The organism is Salinibacterium sp. NG22 (assembly GCF_015864925.1).
Lineage (GTDB): Bacteria > Actinomycetota > Actinomycetes > Actinomycetales > Microbacteriaceae > Rhodoglobus.
Genome location: NZ_JADYWG010000002.1, coordinates 571,202 through 588,018, shown reverse-complemented (window position 1 = coordinate 588,018; position 16,817 = coordinate 571,202). Strand labels below are relative to the sequence as shown.

Sequence of the window (16,817 nt, the reverse complement as noted above, 5' to 3'; positions counted from 1 at the left end):
GGCTGACCGTTGGTTACACGGATCAGGGCCGCTCCGGTGTTAGATTCTGCGTGGCACTGTGTGCCCTGCCGTCGTGCACCCGCGCGCCGATTAGGCCGCTGCAGAGAGTGGGGTGAACGCGTATCGCCGCGACTGCAACTCCTGCTCGTCCTCACGTGCGCGTTCTGCGCCCTCTTGTGATCGAGCTTCTGTGGCTTCTCGGCGCGCTCGGTCTCGCGCTGCTTGTCGTCACCTATCTGGCCGGAACACCAGGCCGCGGCGAGTTGATGTTCCTCGACGGCGACTCGATGATCGTCCCACTGTTCTCGCGGTCAATCCTCGAAGGCACCGCGAGCAACTGGGCGATGTCGGCCGTACTGTTCGTGCCGGAGGTCACTGCGTTCCTCGTGCTCTCACTGCTCGGCTGGGACATCCACGAAGCACAATTTCTTTCGGCGGTCGCTAACTTTGCTGGGCTCTATCTCGTGTTTCGAGTTGCCGCCGTCACGGTAGCGAAGGGCAACCGGGCGGCGCTCGCAGCGACCGCAGGTTTTGCAGCCGTCTGCATCCTCGCCAGCACCGAAAGCGCCGGCAATGGAGACAGCCCAGAGCTCGCCTCTCTCTTGGCGGTGACCACCTACTACGCCGCAACGGTTCTCGGTGTGCTGCTCGCCGTGGGCATCACGCGCCGCATTGTTGCTAGCTCATCACCTCGACGCATCCTCGTGATTGCCCTCTTCGCCATCGCGGCGGTATCCGTAGTCACCAACCCGCTTTATCTTGCCTGGGCCACCGCGCCGCTTGTCCTCATCGTGATCATCGTCTGCGCTGGCGCTGGGAGGGGGCGTTCAGCGCTGTGGTCAATCGTCGCGCTCGTCGGCGGCTCTGCGCTCGGGTACCTGCTGCGGATTCCGCTCGCGCCGTGGATCGTTGCGAACCCAGACAACTACTTTCAGCCACACCGCTCCCGGGCATCCTTCGGGTACTACTGGGCCCTGCTCCTCGAAAGGCTGTCGAGCCCCGGCGGTGTGCTCGCGGTCGCTATCGTGGTCGCGCTCACGCTGCTCGGCGTGTGGCTCACACTGCGCTCTTTGCGTCACGGAGCAATCGGCTCTGCAGTGGTCGCGGCCTATTCGTGGTTTGCGCCAGTGGCGACCACGGTTGGCTTCATTCTGCTGGGCACCGAAGCCTCGCGTTACCTGCAGTTGTGGGCGTTCGCCCCGGCACTCGCCCTTGTCGTCCTGATTGCGGATGCGCGGCGCGCGGCACCCACCGAGACTCCCTGGCGGCGGCTCGTCGCTTTCGCTGCCATCCCCGCGTTGCTCGGTGGTGTCACGTTTATCGCGGTGCTACCGGCGGCCGCCCAACGAGCAACCGAGCACGACACCTCGCTCGACTGTGCGGTGGACTGGGTGAACGCATCAGGCGCGGTAGGTGCTGGTCAGTTCTGGAGTGTTCGCGCCGTCAAGACTCATGTGGATGACCAGGCTCAGCTCATCCAAACCGATTTCGCCCTGCGCGACTATGCGTGGTTGGTCGATCGTTCAGATTTTGACGAGCACGAGGTGTCGTTTCTGATCGTTGACGATCAGAGCGCACCATTCACGCTTCCCGCCGCAGCCGAAAACCTGCCCTCGACCACGATCGACTGCGGCCGTTTTCAGATTTTCGATTACAGCCCGGCGAGCATTACGCGACCGTAACGTCGATCAGCACCTTGCCGACGGCTCCGCTCTCAACGAGAGCGTGAGCATCCGCGGTCTGCTCGAGCGAAAAGCGGTGCAGCGGCAGGCCGGTCTCTTCGCCGATGCCGAGCGCCCCATCCTCAAGAGCGCGGTTGATGGCGTCGGCCGCGGCACGAATCGCATCAATGCCCACGGTGTAGAGCAACACAAATTGGTAGCGCACGTTGAGGGCGAAGTGGCGGCGCACATCAAGAGTTACGTGGTCTCCGCCGTTGTTGGCGTACACAGAGATCGAGCCTCGATTGCGAATGACCGCAAGGTCGAGATCAGCATTCTGAGCGGGCGCGACTTCAACAATCTGGTCGACGCCTTCGGGCGCAATCGCCCGGATCTGATCCACGATGTCGGCGTCGGTATAGGTGAGCACGTGGTGGGCGCCCGCGGCAGCGGCAAGGGCCGCTTTCGCCGGTCCGCTCACGGTCGTGATCACGGTTGCGCCCGCCCAGCGAGCAAGCTGAATCGCGGCATGGCCGACGGCACCGGCTCCACCAGCAATGAGTACGACCTTGCCGCTGAGAGCGGTCGGATGCAGTTCGTCGGGGCCGTCTTCGGCCACGGTCAGCGCGCGGTAGGCGGTGACCGCGGGAACCCCCATGCTGGCGCCTTGGTCAAAGCCTGCGCACGCGGGCAAAGCAAAAACACGTTCGGCGGGCAGCACGGCCTGCTCTTGGCTCGAGCCGCTGTTCGAGCGCTGGTACGCGGCGAGGGCAAGCCACACGCGGTCGCCGACGCTGACATGCTGCACGTCAGCGCCGACCGCCTCAACGATGCCGGCACCATCTTGGCCGGGTACAACCTCGTCAAAAGGCAAGGCCTGACCGGATGCCGCCCCACGGCGTGACTTCCAGTCGGTCGGGTTCACTCCGCTCACGACGATGCGGACGCGCACCTCATTCGGCCCGGGTTCGAGCACGGGCCGCTCAACCAACTGAAGTACGGAGGGGTCGCCGGTCTCGCTGTAAACGATTGCTTTCATACCAACTCCAACGTTGTCGTGAGGGGGAACAATTCCCGGCCGCCAGCAGTGGCGGCACTAAAAATCTAGTGCCCGGGGATCGCACTCCACGGTGCCCGCATGGTGCGCACGAAGGAGTACATCACGAGGGTGGGGTGGTGGTGTTCGAGGGCGTAGAAGATGCGTTCGCCGCTGAGGGTGACGCCGATGGTCTCCCACATCTTCGCTTCGGTGCCCTTCTCAAGTTGCAGCAGGTCGGCGTACTTGTCGTCGAGCAGAGCAACTCCAGCGGTCACGATTTCCCACGCGATGCCTTCACCCCAGAGCTTCTTTGCCGACTCGTAGACGGGGTCGGTGGGGTCGATCGCGTCGTGTTCCCCGGCGGGCAGCGGGATCGTGTATTCGGCGACCATCGCGGCCTGCTCGTCGGCGTACCAGCGCAGCACGATCTTCACGGCGCGGTTGGTGCTGAGCGGTGACAAGAGGGGAGCAAGATCGGCGGGCAGCTCGATCGTTTCGGCCGTCAAGATTTCGACCGACGGCGTGTAGCCCATGCGCGCGAGCACCTCGCCATAGGAGACGCTCGCCTCAAAGCGTGCGCTCAAACGCAGAGCAACCGGGTCAACAACAGTGGCGGCACCCTGGCTGCGAATCACAATTCCCTGACGCTCCAACTGCGCGAGCGCCACCCGAACCTGCGGGCGGCTGCAGTCCAACCACTCGGCAAGCTTGAGCTCGCCGGGCAGTAGAAAGTTGGAGTCGCGGGCTGCTTCGCGCACATGACGAAGCACTCCACTGAGGATGCGCTCATCCTCCGTGAGTGAACCGGTGACGATGCGGCCTTCGGGGACCGTGATTTCCATGTGCGCTCCTATGCGGCGATCGACTCTCGTGCGGCCACAAAAGCCTCAACGCAACGGCTGATGTCCTCGCTTGAGTGTCCAGCCGACAACTGTACGCGAATACGAGCTTTTCCCAGCGGCACGACGGGGAACGAGAAGGCGATCACGTAGACGCCGAGCGCGAGCAGGGCATCCGCCATCGCTACTGCTTCGTGCTCGTCGCTGAACATGACCGGAATGATCGGATGCTCGCCCGGAAGCAGAGTGAACCCGGCCTCAGCCATTCCGGCGCGGAACTGTTCGGCGTTTGCCTTCAACTTGGCGCGGCTCTCGGCCCCTTCTGCCACGAGGTTGAGCGCTTCGATCGAGCCAGCAACAACGGAGGGCGCAACAGCGTTTGAGAAGAGATACGGGCGAGCGCGCTGACGCAGCAGCTCTACGATTTCGGCGTGGGCGCTGATGTAACCACCGGATGCTCCGCCCAGCGCCTTGCCGAGCGTGCCCGAGATGATGTCGACGCGGTCGGAGACGCCGCAGTGTTCTGGGGTGCCGGCTCCGGTCTCGCCGACGAAGCCGACAGCGTGCGAATCATCGACCATGACCATCGCGTCGTACTGCTCCGCCAGGTCGCAGATCGCTTCGAGCGGGGCGAGGTAGCCGTCCATCGAGAAGACACCGTCGGTGACGATGAGGCGGCGGCGGGCATCCTTCGCAGCAATAAGCTGTGCTTCGAGGTCGGCCATGTCGCGGTTCTTGTAACGGTAGCGGGCTGCCTTGGAGAGGCGGATGCCGTCGATGATCGACGCGTGGTTGAGCTCATCAGAAATCACGGCATCCTCAGCGCCGAGGAGCACCTCAAAGATGCCGCCGTTCGCGTCGAAGCACGAGGGGAACAGGATGGTCGCCTCCATGCTCAGCAGTGCCGAAAGCCGGTTCTCGAGCTCAACGTGCTGGGTCTGGGTGCCGCAGATGAAGCGCACGCTCGCCATCCCGAAGCCCCACTCGTCGAGGGCATCCTTCGCGGCAGCGACGAGGCGCGGGTGGTTGGCCAGACCGAGGTAGTTGTTGGCGCAGAAGTTGAGTACCGGCTTGCCACCCGACTCAACGTGGGCAGCTTGCGCAGTGTCGAGCTGGCGCTCGGTCTTGTAGAGGCCAGCGGAGCGGATCTCACTCAGGGTCTCGGTGAGTTGTTCGCGAACTGTTCCGTACATGGTGTTCTCCTAAAAAATATGGGGTGGGGCCGGTAGCGAGAGCGACGCGAGCTACGACCAGTCGATGATGACCTTGCCGCCATTTCCGCGGCGAGCGGTCGCGAAGGCTTCTTCCCACTGTTCAGCGGGGAAGCGGTCGGTGACAACGGCGGAGACATCCAAACCGGTGTGCACCATGGCATTCATGGCGTACCAGGTCTCGAACATTTCACGACCGTAGATGCCCTTGATGGTGATCATGTGGGTCACGACGGTGGCCCAGTCGATGCCGATCGGTTCGGCGGGCAGGCCGAGCATGGCGATGCGGCCGCCCTGGTTCATGTTGCTGATCATCTCGGGCAGGGCGGTGGGGTGACCGCTCATTTCGAGTCCGATATCGAAGCCCTCTTTCATGCCGAGCAGCTCTTGAGCTTCAGCGATGCGCGTTGTCGACACGTTGATCGCGAGGTTCACGCCCATGTCGCGGGCGAGTTGCAGCCGCTCTTCGTTCACGTCGGTCATCACAATGTTGCGGGCGCCGATGTGGCGCGCGACCTTGGCGGCCATGAGTCCGATGGGGCCGGCGCCGGTAATGAGCACGTCTTCGCCAACCATCGGGAACGACAGTGCGGTGTGCACGGCGTTGCCGAGGGGGTCAAAGATGGCAGCAAGCTCGGGGTCGATATCGGTGGGATGCGCCCAGACGTTCTGTTCGGGAATGACGACGAATTCGGCAAAGGCACCGTCGCGGTTTACACCAATGCTTGAAGTGAATTTGCAGAGATGACGACGGCCGGCACGGCAGTTGCGACAGTGGCCGCAGACGACGTGACCTTCGCCCGAGACGAGCGCGCCGATCTCGACCGAAGTGACTCCTTCGCCGAGCTCCACGACGTGGCCAGAGAACTCGTGGCCAGGAATCAGGGGAGCGTTGATGGCGCCGGCGGCCCACGCATCCCACGACTCAATATGCAGGTCAGTGCCACAAATGCCGGTGCGGGCGACCCTGATTTTTACCTCCCCGCGACTAGGAGTTGGTTCGGGGCGTTCGGCCAATATGAGGCCGGGTCCGGCCTTGTCCTTATAGAGGGCCTTCATCGTTGATTCCTCTCAGGCGGCGCGACACCGGCGCATGGTCGCGCTTGTGGCGCGCCTCATTTGACGTGTCCGCTGCTGTGTTTCAGAGTACTGTCACTTGTTTACAAGTGCCACTCTTCTGCTAGCGTCGTACAAATCATAAGTTGAAGGAGCCATTCGTGACCGAAATATCCCAGCGCATCGAGGGAATATCGCTATGGGATGGAACGGCCACACACGGCATTGGCTCCCTCAGCTGGACAGGTGACCGGATCGACGCGGTAGAAACCGTCGCCGACAGCACGGCCACCGATTCGGATGCCGCAACCACGACATCCGAATACAGCGTGATCCCGGGCCTCATCGACACTCACGTTCACCTCGGCGGCTACGCCGGACCGAACACGGTCGACTGGGTTTCGTGGCCGCTCATGACGCCGTGGGAAGAGCAGGTCTTCCACATCGCGGCGAACGCCCATCAGGCAGCCCGCAACGGCGTGACCACGCTGCGCGATCTGGCCGGCGACGGACGTCAACTGGCCGTCAAGCGCGCCTTCGATCAGGGCATTCAGCAGGGGCCGCGCATTCTTGTGCACGGCCCCGTCGGTATGACGGCGGGCCACGGCGATCTCTTCATCCCGCCGCACTACCCGCACCGCACTCCCACCGCCGACAGCCCAGACGAGTGTCGCAAGCTCGTGCGCGAATACGCTCGCGCCGGTGTTGACGGCATCAAGATCTTCACGAGTGGCGGCGTTCTTTCGACCGGCGACAAGGTCGGCTGGCGTAACCAGACCACCGCCGAAATCGAGACAACCCTCGATGAAGCCCACGCTCTCGGCCTCAAGGTTGCCGCGCACAGTCACTCCACCGAGGGCAACCAGATTGCTCTGGATGCCGGAGTCGACTCCCTCGAACACGGCACTGGGATTACCGAAGAGCAATGGCCAACGCTGCTCGAGCGCAACATCTCGGTTGCTCCCACGCTCATGATCAACGACGTGATCGCCGAAGCTCGCATCCCTGTCTCGGCCGAAGCGCAAGAAAAAGCGCAGGCCGTTGTGCTCGAGCGCAACACCAACTTTGCTGCAGCAGGTCGCGCCGGGGTGCGCTTCGTGCTCGGCACTGATGCCAATGGCATCTTCGTGAAATTCGGCGATCAGATGGAAGAAGTGCGTCTGATGGCCGAGATGTTTGGATGGAGCGCCGAACGTGCGCTGCAGTCCGCGACCTCGGATGCCGCCGACGCGATCGGCCTGGCACACAAGGTCGGAACCCTCGCGACCGGATGGGGCGCTGACTTTGTCGTGCTCAAGGGTCGTCCGTGGGAAGACATCACTCAACTTCGAACCGAAAACATCGTCGCGGTTGTCTCGCGCGGTGTTGTCGTGTTCGGAGAACTCCCGCAGTAATCGCGTCACCAGCTCAACCAGCACCACCCGCGTTACCAGTACGACTACCTCCAGTAGTAAGTGCAGCACCAGCACCACTCGCAGCATCCGCATCACATTCCGCAGTACCACCGCAACGCTCACCACGTTGCGTCGACAGCACTGAAAGGACCGAGTATGAACTCCCCGAAAAACCGAGTACTTCGCTGGGGCATTGCCCCCATCGGAGCGCTTGCCGCACTGGGCCTGTTGGCCTCTTGCGCGGCAGGGCCAGCCGCTTCGCCCAAAACGGATATCACGATGGCAGTCACGGGCGACCCCGTCTGCCTCGACCCCCAGCAGGTCACCCTCACCACCGCGCTCAACATTGGCCGCCAGGTTGTTGACTCGCTCATTGATCAGGATGCTGAAACCGGTGAACTCGTCCCGTGGCTCGCAGAGAGCTGGGAAACCAACGATGACCTCACCGAGTTCACTTTCGAACTGCGCGATGACGTCACCTTCAGCGATGAGACCGCACTGACGGCAGACACCGTGGTCAAGAACCTCGATGCTCTCTTCGAGATGGGTTCCACCGCATCCCTCGCTTCGCAGTACCTCGCCGGTTACGAAGGCAGCACCGCTGTTGACGAGAACACGGTGACCGTGAACTTCGAGTCGTCGAACGCCCAGTTCTTGCAGGGCGCAAGCACCATCACGCTCGGCCTCGTCTCTGACGCCACCACCGAACTCAGCGCTGAAGACCGCTGCCAGACTGTTGTCGGCACCGGCCCGTTCACGATCGACTCTTACGTGGCTAACGACTCCGTCGTGATCGCCAAGCGTGTCGGCTACGACTGGGCATCCGAACTTCGCGGCCACAGCGGTGAAGCACTCGTTGACACCGTCACGTTCCCGATCACGCCTGAGGCAGGCGTGCGCACCGGTGGACTCCAGACCGGCGAATTCGACATCATCCAGGACCTTCCTGCCGTAGACGAGACCCGCTTCGACACCGCGGACTACAACATCTACGCTCGCGGAAACCCCGGAATGCCCACGAGCCTCGTGCCCAACACCACACGCCCCGTCGTCAGCGACGAGATCGTGCGCAAGGCAATGCTGCTCGCCACCGACCGTGCCGAAATCACCGCACTCACCGGTTCGTCGCAGTCGCAGCCCGCATCGAGCGCACTCAGCTCCGCGACTCCCGGCTACAGCAGCCAGGAAGACGCGATGGCCTACGACCTCGATGCAGCCACCGCGTTGCTCGACGATAACGGTTGGGTAGTCGGCTCTGACGGCATCCGCGAGAAGGACGGCCAGCGTCTCACCATGAGCGTTACCGCCTTCTACGGCCAGGATGTTCTTGAGGCAACTCAGATTCAGCTCGCTAAGGCTGGCATCGACCTGCAGCTCAACATCGTGACCGCCGGAGACTTCTTCGGAGCCATCGCGACCGGTGACTACGACTTCTTGAGCGCCAGCCTCACGCGCACTGACCCCGATGTTCTGCGGGTCACGTTCTCGAAGGATGCCGTCTCGAAGTGGGCCATCATCGATGACGCTGAACTGGAGTCGCTCCTCACCGAGCAGGCCACTACGGCAGACACCACCGAGCGCACGGCACTCATCGCCGAAATTCAGGAGATGATTATTGACCGTGCGTACCTGATCCCGCTTCTCGAAGTTGCTCAGGTGCACGCCTCAACCGCTAACGTTTCTGGTCTGACCTTCGACTCGTCGTCGCGCCTGATCATGTACGACGTCAGCGTTTCGGAATAACTCTCACGGGGTGATGTGACCAGCATGAATGAGCCTCAGTCATGACACAGGTGAAAGCCTGGGCCAGCTACCTGCTGCCCAAAATCGGACAGTTCCTGTTCGTTGTCGTGGCTACCTACACGCTCGTTTTCGTGCTGGTCCATTTCCTGCCCGGTGACCCGTTGATCGCCGCCCTTGCAGCAAAGGGCGGCGCATCAACGGTCATCGATCCGGCCGAGCTCGACGCCCTGCGGGTGCAGTACGGGCTCGACGGAACACTCTGGCAGCAGTACTTCGGCCACCTCATCGCGGCGGCTCAGGGAGACCTCGGTGTCTCCATCTCCACTGGAGTTCCCGTGACCGAGATGATTGCGCGAGCGTTCCCCTTCAGCGTGCAGATCGCCTCCCTCGCCCTGCTCTTCGGCGTGACATCCGCCGTTCTCATCACTTTCTTGGCCTACGCAGCACCGTGGCCGTGGCTGCGCCAACTGCTGCTGCAGATTCCGCCATTCGGGATCGCGGTGCCCGCCTTCCTGAGCGGTCTGCTGCTGATCAGTGTCTTCGCTTTCGCTCTCGGCTGGTTGCCCTCCGCCGGCGCTCGCAGCTTCGACGCCGCAATCCTGCCCGCGATCACGCTCGCCCTGCCCGTCGGCGCCCTCTTCTTCCAGGTCTTCTCTTCTGCCGTGCTCGAAGCCCAGAACAGTCCCTATGTCTTTACGGCCGTCGCGAAGGGTGTACCTCCGCGCCGCATCTTCACGAAGCACTTGCTGCGCAACGCGATGCTGCCCTCCATCACCATTCTCGGTTTACTCATCGGGTACTTGGCGGGCGGAACCGCTGTTGTCGAGACCGTCTTCTCGCGCGACGGAATCGGCCGCATGACCGTCAATGCCGTGCTTGCTCGCGACATCAACGTCATCCAGGGCGTCGTGCTGGTGGTGGGCGCGATCTATGCGCTCGTCAACTTGCTCGTGGATGTCGCCTACGGCTTCATCGACCCGCGCACCAGAATCGGTGGCGGCGTTCCCTCGCGCGCACGGTTGGGGGCAAAGAAGTGACCAATCTGCGCAAGCCCGGCTTCGTTCTCGGGCTCATCATTATTGCGTTGGCGATCGTGGCCTCTCTGGCACCTCAGTTGCTCGCGACCCACGATCCTTTCGAGTCGGTCGCCACTGATCGCCTGCTGCCGCCGAGCGCTCAGTACCTGTTCGGCACCGATAACTTGGGCCGCGACCTCTACTCGCGCGTCATCTATGGAGCCGCCCTCTCGCTGCTCTCGGCATCCCTCGCCGTCGTCGTCGGCGTTGTTGTGGGTGCCGTTGTCGGCCTCATTTCCGGTTTTGTCGGCGGCCGCACTGATTTCATCATCATGCGCTTCGTGGATGTGCTGATCGCCGTTCCCGGAGTTCTGCTCGCCCTGATCGTCGTCGCCAGTCTCGGTTTCGGCCCGGTCTCGCTCGCCCTCGGCGTTGGCCTCGGAGCCGCGGGCAGTTTCGCTCGCGTCATGCGATCGCAAGTGCTGCGCATCCGCAGCGAAGAGTATGTCGAAGCGGCTCGGACCCTCGGTGTTCGCTCGCCCGCGATTCTCGTGCAGCACGTGCTGCCTAACGCCGCCCGCCCCGTGATCGCGATGGCGGCGCTCGAAATGGGCACTGCGATTCTCTCGGTTTCGGCTCTGACTTTCTTGGGCTTCGGCGCCCCGCCGCCCGCACCCGAGTGGGGCGCGCTCGTCTCGGCCGGTCGCGACTACGTGGCGACCAACCCCGGCCTCAGCATCATTCCGGGTGCCGTAATTCTTGTGGTCGTGCTTGCCGTGAACCGGGTAGCACGATCGATCGGAGGCGACGAATGATCGAGCAGAAGACAGACGACAAGACGGCGGCCAACGACAACATCCTCGTCGTGCGCGACCTGCACGTCTCCTACGCGACCCGCTCCGGCTCGGTGGCGGCCGTGCGCGGCATCAGTTTCGTTGTTCCGCGCGGCAAAATCGTGGCGATCGTCGGCGAATCGGGCTCGGGCAAAAGCACTACCTCGCAAGCGCTGATTCGGCGCCTGGCATCCGGTGGCCGCATCGACAGCGGCTCCATCGAATTCGAAGGTCGCGATCTCGGCCCGATGTCGGAGCGCGAGCTGCGCTCCATTCGCGGTGGTCGTATCGGCTTCGTGCCGCAAGACCCCAGCAAGTCACTCAACCCGCTCATGCGCGTCGGCGACCAGATCTCCGAAGCGCTGCGCCTGCACCTCAAGCTCGACAAGGCAGCAGCCGCAGCCGAAGCCGTGCGCATCCTCGACGAGGTCGGGCTGCCGGATCCGGAGGCTCGCGCCACCCAGTTTCCGCACGAACTCTCGGGCGGCATGCGCCAGCGAGTGCTCATCGGAATCGCCTGGGCCTGCAACCCTCAACTCGTTATTGCGGACGAGCCAACCAGCGCCCTCGACGTGACCGTGCAACGCCACGTTCTCGACAACATCGACGAACTCGTGCGCCGCCACAACACCTCCGTCGTTCTCGTCACCCACGACCTGGCCGTCGCCGCCGACCGCGCCGACTACGTCGCCGTCATGAGCAATGGTGAGATTGTGGAGCAGGGAACGACCGCACAGGTGCTGTCGGCCCCTACCCACGAGTACACGAAGAAACTCGTGGAATCCGCTCCGGGGTTGGCGAGCAGGCGCCTCACCCCGTCATTGACGGCTCTCGGCGAACAACAGCAATCGAGCGCGGGAAAGCTATTCACCCACACCCGCCCGGCGCAGCCTGCGGGCTCAGCCACGGCATCCGGAGCCGTCGCTGCTTCCGCCGCCAGCAACGGGGCGGATGCCGCTGGAGCCACCAACATTCTTGAGGTCTCGAACCTGGTCAAGACCTTCGCTCTGCGCCGCCAAGGCGGAGGCTCGCAAGTGTTGCGCGCCGTGGACGATGTCTCGTTTGTCGTTCCTCGCGGCTCGACCTTCTCGATCGTGGGGGAGTCGGGTTCGGGTAAGACGACGACCGCCCGCATCGCGGCTCGTATCGCGTCGGCCGATTCGGGCACCGTCAGCTTCGACGGCACCGATGTCACCTCGCTCTCGGGCGAGGCGCTGCGCCAACTGCGTCGCCGCGTGCAGGTCGTCTACCAAAACCCGTTCGGCTCGCTCGACCCCAAGATGTCGATTGAGCGGATCATCGCCGAGCCCTTGCGCGCGTTCCGAGTGGGCGACCGCACCCACCGCGCTGAGATGGCGCGCGAGCTTCTAGAGCACGTGAGCCTCAGCCCCTCACTCGCACAGCGTCGCCCCACCGAACTCTCGGGCGGCCAGCGCCAGCGCGTCGCCATCGCGCGTTCGCTTGCGATCGGCCCCGAACTGATCGTGCTCGATGAGCCCGTCTCCGCTCTGGATGTCTCGGTGCAAGAGCAAATCCTGCAACTGTTGGTCGACCTTCAGGTGCACTTCGGGCTCAGCTACCTCTTTATCTCGCACGACCTCGGAGTCATCCGCCAGATCTCTGACCACATTGCCGTGATGCGCTCGGGCAAGGTGCTCGAAGCGGGCACCGCCCACGATGTGATGTCGAATCCGCAGCATGAGTACACGCGGGAACTGCTCGAGGCGATTCCGGGCCAGCGCGCGGTCTAGGCTCCACAACGCCCTCTATATACTGAACCGGTGATGGGAACTGCTCGGATGACGCTGATCGGCGTGCTTGCGATTGCGATTCTTGCGAACGTCGTGCAGTTTCAATCGATCGACTCCGTCGCCCCGCAGAACTATCAGGCGGTGAATCGCAATATCAGCTCTAACATCGTCGAGATTGTGAGCCAAGACACCGCGGTCAAGAACATCTACGGACCGTACTGGGCTCTCTCCGAGCACCAGCCGGGTGCCGTTATCCGGCTCTCTGCGGACGACGCTGAAATCTTCCCTCTGCTGCAATTTGTTGTGATGGGTTACGGCAGGGCTGACTCTTTCTCTCTTGCCTCTGAATCGCTAGCCGACGTCACGAGCCTCGACGAGTTGCTCGCTAGCCCAGCGGTCTACTCGACGACTACAGGGCTAGCGTCTGGCCACGGGCACAGTGAAGAGAATTGGTACTACATTCGTGGCGAGTGCTCCCGCGATGACCCTTCCGAACTCGTCATCGGTCATCTGATGGACGAGACAGATCACGCTTTGGTTTTCGCCGATAGCTGCTTGTTGCCGAACGGTGGGCTGAGCGAATGATTCTCGAAGTCGTCTTTCTGCTGTCGATGGTGTTGGGCGGTTCTGCCCTCATCCAGGTCGCTGGCGCGCGTGGGCTGGGGGTTCCCGTCCTTGGCGCGGTAGCCGGGCTAGCTCTGTACCTCTGCATCGGTGCTCTCCAAGTGCTAACCCCGATCACGACCACTCCGTTACTCACGATGATTCTCACCGCTGCGATTCCGAGCGCGCTCTGGTTGTGGCGTCGATTCCGCGGAGCAGTGCTGCCGGTGCGACCGCTGTGGGCGGGAATCATCGTCGCCGGCGTCGTTGCCGCGGTTGCACTGTTTCGCGCCTTGCCTCAAGTTGCTTGGTCCTACGACAGCCTGCAGTACCTCCTCAACGGCTCGCTCATCGCCAACAACAGCATCACTATTGCGACGAGCGGCCTGCTGCCCAAACGACTCATTGGTGTTCCCGAGCTGCACGCCGCGGCCAACCTTGGCGGCGAGTACTACGTGCAGTCGATCACTCCGTTGATCTCAGTGCTGGTGTTGGCTTTGCTGTCGTGGATGTTGTGGGAGTCGTTGGCGACGCGACTCAACAAGCGTGCGCTCTTGTTGCTCATCGTCGGGGGAGTGCTCTTTCTCGTCTCGATGAACCGTTTCGTTTTTCATGCGTTTTATCTCAACGGGCACCTTCTCTTTGCGTTGCTGATGCTCGTCATTGTCGGTGGTGGCTGGATGCTCGTCTCCACTGAATCTGTCAGCAAGACGGCCCTCGTCACTGCGATGGCGTTGTCGATCGGTGCGGTTGTTTTTGTTCGCGCTGAGTCACCGATTTTGGTGTTCTTGGTTCTTCTCCCGGTGATCGTCGACCGCTCGGTGAGCGTGCTCCATAAGTCGATCCTCCTTGCGATTCTGGGTGTGGCAACGATCGCTTGGCAGCTGTTTATGGCTGCTGTCTATCGTGCCGACGGGCTGTCGGTTGAATTCTCTGTGTGGGGATTGTTGGCGTTTGGCGTGCTGATGCTCGCGGCGATCCCGTTGCTTCGGTGGAACCTTCTGATGAAGCGCGGCCGCATGTTGTTGCTTCTTGCCGAGGCTCTTTTGTGGGTGGCGCTGATCGTGCTGGCACTCCGGGAGCCTCTGATTCTTCGCGAGAGCCTTTCCGCAACGTTCCAGAACGTCGTGATGGGCGCGGGCTCGTGGGGAGTCTCTCTGATCTTGCTCGCCGTGCTTCTGGTCGTCGCTTCGTTTATTGCGGTGCCCAACAGCGTGAATCTCCGCTTCCCGCTCACCAGTTTCGTTCCGCTTGGTTTTTTGCTGGCGTACTTGAGGGATGCGGCCTACCGCGTCGGCGACGGCGACTCGCTCAACAGAATGTGGATCCAGCTCGTTCCGGTCGCGTTGTTCTACGTTCTTATCGCGCTCGGCGTTGGTCAGTGGCGGCGCTCATCCACGGTTTCCCAAGCCAAGCCATCGTCAGTCGCTAACAAGGCGTAGCAGATATAGTTACTACGGCGTTGACGCGCCTGCTCTCAGTTGAGCGGGCACGACGCCTTTTTACGTTCTGAAGTGCGGAGAGAACTTGCTGAAGAAGCTCAAAACTATCGCGACAAATCTGTTGGCGATCACATGGATTCGAAAGACCTACGAGGTCGTCAATCGCGTGTTCCTCGAGACGTTCGGATCGAGCCGCATTCTTGCGCATTTCTTCTACATGTTCGGCTTTCTTGCCTTCAACCGCGAGCAAGCAGGAGTGCTCCGCGGGCGTCGCAACTACTACCGCAACAAGAACCAAGACCGCACCTCTCGTGTAGAGCTGCGCCGCAACATCCACCGCCTCGAAAAGGGTCTCGTCATGAGACCACGGCGCGATATCTTCGCGCGGGACTACATCACCGAGACGGTCGAGTTCTATGAGCTCGCGGCCCAGCAATGCGCAACCGACACCAGCACGATGGAGTCGAGCGAAATGGAGTGGGCCCACAACGTCTTGGCGGAGTACTTCCGGGCCAGCACCGGCAGCGACCCTGTTGTGGATGCCGCGCGCGCCCGTTTTGCGAAGTTGGCTTACCAGCCGCAGACCAGCGACAAGGTTCCGTACGTCAAGAAGAACCTCTCCAGCGTCAGCTACGAGCAGTTGCATGAGCTCGCGATGCAACGACGTTCGGTGCGCTGGTTCGATGAGAAGCCGGTTCCACGCGACCTCGTTGACAAGGCATTGGTAATCGGGCGCCAGTCTCCGACAGCCTGTAACCGCCTTCCCTACGAATTCCGAATCTTTGATGACCCAGAAATGGTGAAGACGGTCGCCGGGTTGCCATTCGGTGCCGCGGGTTATGCGCAAAACATTCCCACGATCATCGTCGTTGTCGGCAAGCTCGAGAGCTACTTCAGCCCCAGAGACCGCCACGCGATTTACATCGACTCGTCGTTGGCTGCGATGTCGTTCATGTATGGCCTCGAAACCCTTGGTCTCAGCTCGAGCGTGATCAACTGGCCCGACTTCGAACCGCTTGAAGCCACAATGCAAAAGACTCTGGGGCTTGACGTCACCGATCGCGTGATCATGCTGATCGCCGTCGGTTACGCGCACCCCGAGGGTCTCGTGCCGTACTCGCAGAAGAAGGAACTCGATACGTTCCGCTCCTATAACCAGTTGCGATGACAACGCCCGTTCCTTCGCGCTTGCCCAAACGCCTTCTGAGGTATGGGCTCACCGTCATTGTGCTCGCGCTCGTTGCTGTGCTGTTTTGGCGCGCGCTGGCGGACAACTGGGCTGAAGTGCAAGCGCAGAAGCTCCAGTTCAACTGGCTGATGGTCGCAGCGATTGTGTTGTTCGCGGTTGCCGTGCCGGTCTCAGGGTTGCTCTGGGGTGCGATTGTCAATCGGATGAGCGCGTCGGCAACCGTGACTCCGCGGGAAGCGATGGCCGTGCATTCGGCGTCGTGGCTTCTCAAATACGTTCCCGGCCAGGTTGGTTCTCTTCTGAACAAGGTGATTTGGGGAAAGAAGCGGGGGATCAGCCGCAGCATCATGGTGATCTCGTTCATTTACGAGAATGTGTTCCTCCAGGTTTCATCGATCGTTCCGAGTGCCGCAATCCTGCTTGTCAGCGTCGGGCTGGTGATCTTTCAAGACAACCCGGTCACGCTTCTGCTTCCGATGCTCGCCCTCATCCCGTTGCTCGTCGTTCTTGACCGCAGACTCTTTCATCCCGTGCTCAACTTCGGCGCGCGTCGAGTGCTCAAGCAAGATCTGCCGCGGGAGTACTTCTTGCCGCCCCGCGCAGTGGGTGGGTATCTCGTTGCGTTCGTGGCACCGCGCATCATCAATGGTGTCGGCTTCGTCTTGGTTGCCGCCTCGTTCCTCGATCTCACGCCCGCCTCGTGGCTTCCATTGGGAGCAACGTACGTTCTCGCGGGCGCGATCGGCATTTTGGCGGTCTTCGTGCCGAGCGGGCTTGGCGTTCGCGAAGCGGTGATCTTCCTCTTCGCTCTGCAGTACATGACCCCAGCGCAGGCTGTCATTCTTGCGTTGCTTTCTCGTCTGCTCAGCACCATCGCCGATGCCTTTGTTGCGTTGTTCTATGCGGCGCTCACGCTGTCGCTTAAGCGTTTACCGCCTAAACTCGTTCAGGGCTCTTAATGTTCCCTCACCAACTTTCTGCTTTGCCGCCTCAACCTAAGGTCCGTCTTGCGACCTTTTTGCACTTGGAGATGATTTTCT

Annotated in this window: 14 protein-coding genes; 10 read left to right on the top strand and 4 right to left on the bottom strand. The window is 62.0% G+C overall.

Annotated features, from left to right (window positions below; genetic code table 11):
- The first annotated feature begins 155 nt into the window (after positions 1 to 155).
- Positions 156 to 1,682, top strand: a complete 1,527-nt coding sequence (locus tag I6E81_RS12335) for a hypothetical protein (RefSeq protein WP_307784157.1) — start codon at positions 156 to 158, stop codon at positions 1,680 to 1,682.
- Here I6E81_RS12335 and I6E81_RS12330 read toward each other — a convergent pair.
- The 4 genes from I6E81_RS12330 to tdh all read right to left on the bottom strand — a co-directional run bounded on the left by I6E81_RS12330 (position 1,669) and on the right by tdh (position 5,809).
- Positions 1,669 to 2,700 (bottom strand): NADPH:quinone reductase, encoded by a 1,032-nt coding sequence (locus I6E81_RS12330; protein WP_197108183.1) that lies wholly within the window; start codon positions 2,698 to 2,700, stop codon positions 1,669 to 1,671. The genes I6E81_RS12335 and I6E81_RS12330 overlap by 14 nt on opposite strands.
- Positions 2,701 to 2,765: 65 nt before the next feature.
- Positions 2,766 to 3,542 carry a GntR family transcriptional regulator gene (locus tag I6E81_RS12325; RefSeq protein WP_197108181.1) on the bottom strand — a complete coding sequence of 259 codons (777 nt, stop codon included), beginning with the start codon at positions 3,540 to 3,542 and terminating at the stop codon, positions 2,766 to 2,768.
- Positions 3,543 to 3,550: 8 nt separating this feature from the next.
- Positions 3,551 to 4,732, bottom strand: a complete 1,182-nt coding sequence (locus tag I6E81_RS12320; protein WP_197108178.1) for a glycine C-acetyltransferase — start codon at positions 4,730 to 4,732, stop codon at positions 3,551 to 3,553.
- Between the two features lie 51 nt (positions 4,733 to 4,783).
- Positions 4,784 to 5,809 (bottom strand): L-threonine 3-dehydrogenase, encoded by a 1,026-nt coding sequence (gene tdh, locus I6E81_RS12315; RefSeq protein WP_197108176.1) that lies wholly within the window; start codon positions 5,807 to 5,809, stop codon positions 4,784 to 4,786.
- 158 nt (positions 5,810 to 5,967) lie between these two features.
- Between tdh and I6E81_RS12310 the strand changes: the two genes are divergently transcribed.
- The 9 genes from I6E81_RS12310 (at position 5,968) to I6E81_RS12270 (ending at position 16,736) form a co-directional block, all read left to right on the top strand.
- Positions 5,968 to 7,200, top strand: a complete 1,233-nt coding sequence (locus tag I6E81_RS12310; RefSeq protein WP_197108174.1) for an amidohydrolase family protein — start codon at positions 5,968 to 5,970, stop codon at positions 7,198 to 7,200.
- Positions 7,201 to 7,356: 156 nt separating this feature from the next.
- A complete protein-coding gene (locus I6E81_RS12305) occupies positions 7,357 to 8,943 on the top strand; it encodes an ABC transporter substrate-binding protein (protein ID WP_197108172.1) in 1,587 nt (528 codons plus the stop codon).
- A gap of 41 nt (positions 8,944 to 8,984) precedes the next feature.
- Positions 8,985 to 9,980: an ABC transporter permease gene (locus I6E81_RS12300; protein WP_197108170.1), complete on the top strand. Its 996-nt coding sequence runs from the start codon at positions 8,985 to 8,987 to the stop codon at positions 9,978 to 9,980.
- On the top strand, positions 9,977 to 10,774 hold the full coding sequence (locus I6E81_RS12295) for an ABC transporter permease (RefSeq protein ID WP_197108168.1): 798 nt from the start codon (positions 9,977 to 9,979) through the stop codon (positions 10,772 to 10,774). The genes I6E81_RS12300 and I6E81_RS12295 overlap by 4 nt, the downstream gene beginning before the upstream one ends.
- Positions 10,771 to 12,543, top strand: coding sequence for an ABC transporter ATP-binding protein (locus tag I6E81_RS12290; RefSeq protein ID WP_197108166.1), 1,773 nt, complete (start codon positions 10,771 to 10,773; stop codon positions 12,541 to 12,543). The genes I6E81_RS12295 and I6E81_RS12290 overlap by 4 nt, the downstream gene beginning before the upstream one ends.
- 30 nt (positions 12,544 to 12,573) lie before the next feature.
- Positions 12,574 to 13,128 carry a hypothetical protein gene (locus tag I6E81_RS12285; protein WP_197108164.1) on the top strand — a complete coding sequence of 185 codons (555 nt, stop codon included), beginning with the start codon at positions 12,574 to 12,576 and terminating at the stop codon, positions 13,126 to 13,128.
- The gene (locus I6E81_RS12280; protein WP_197108162.1) at positions 13,125 to 14,588 is read left to right on the top strand and encodes a hypothetical protein; all 1,464 of its coding nucleotides are present in this window, start codon (positions 13,125 to 13,127) and stop codon (positions 14,586 to 14,588) included. The genes I6E81_RS12285 and I6E81_RS12280 overlap by 4 nt, the downstream gene beginning before the upstream one ends.
- Positions 14,589 to 14,673: 85 nt before the next feature.
- Entirely contained in the window at positions 14,674 to 15,756 is a 1,083-nt protein-coding gene (locus I6E81_RS12275; RefSeq protein ID WP_197108160.1) for a nitroreductase family protein, read from the top strand.
- Entirely contained in the window at positions 15,753 to 16,736 is a 984-nt protein-coding gene (locus tag I6E81_RS12270) for a lysylphosphatidylglycerol synthase domain-containing protein (protein WP_197108158.1), read from the top strand. Before I6E81_RS12275 ends, I6E81_RS12270 begins: the two co-directional genes overlap by 4 nt.
- Positions 16,737 to 16,817: the final 81 nt, after the last annotated feature.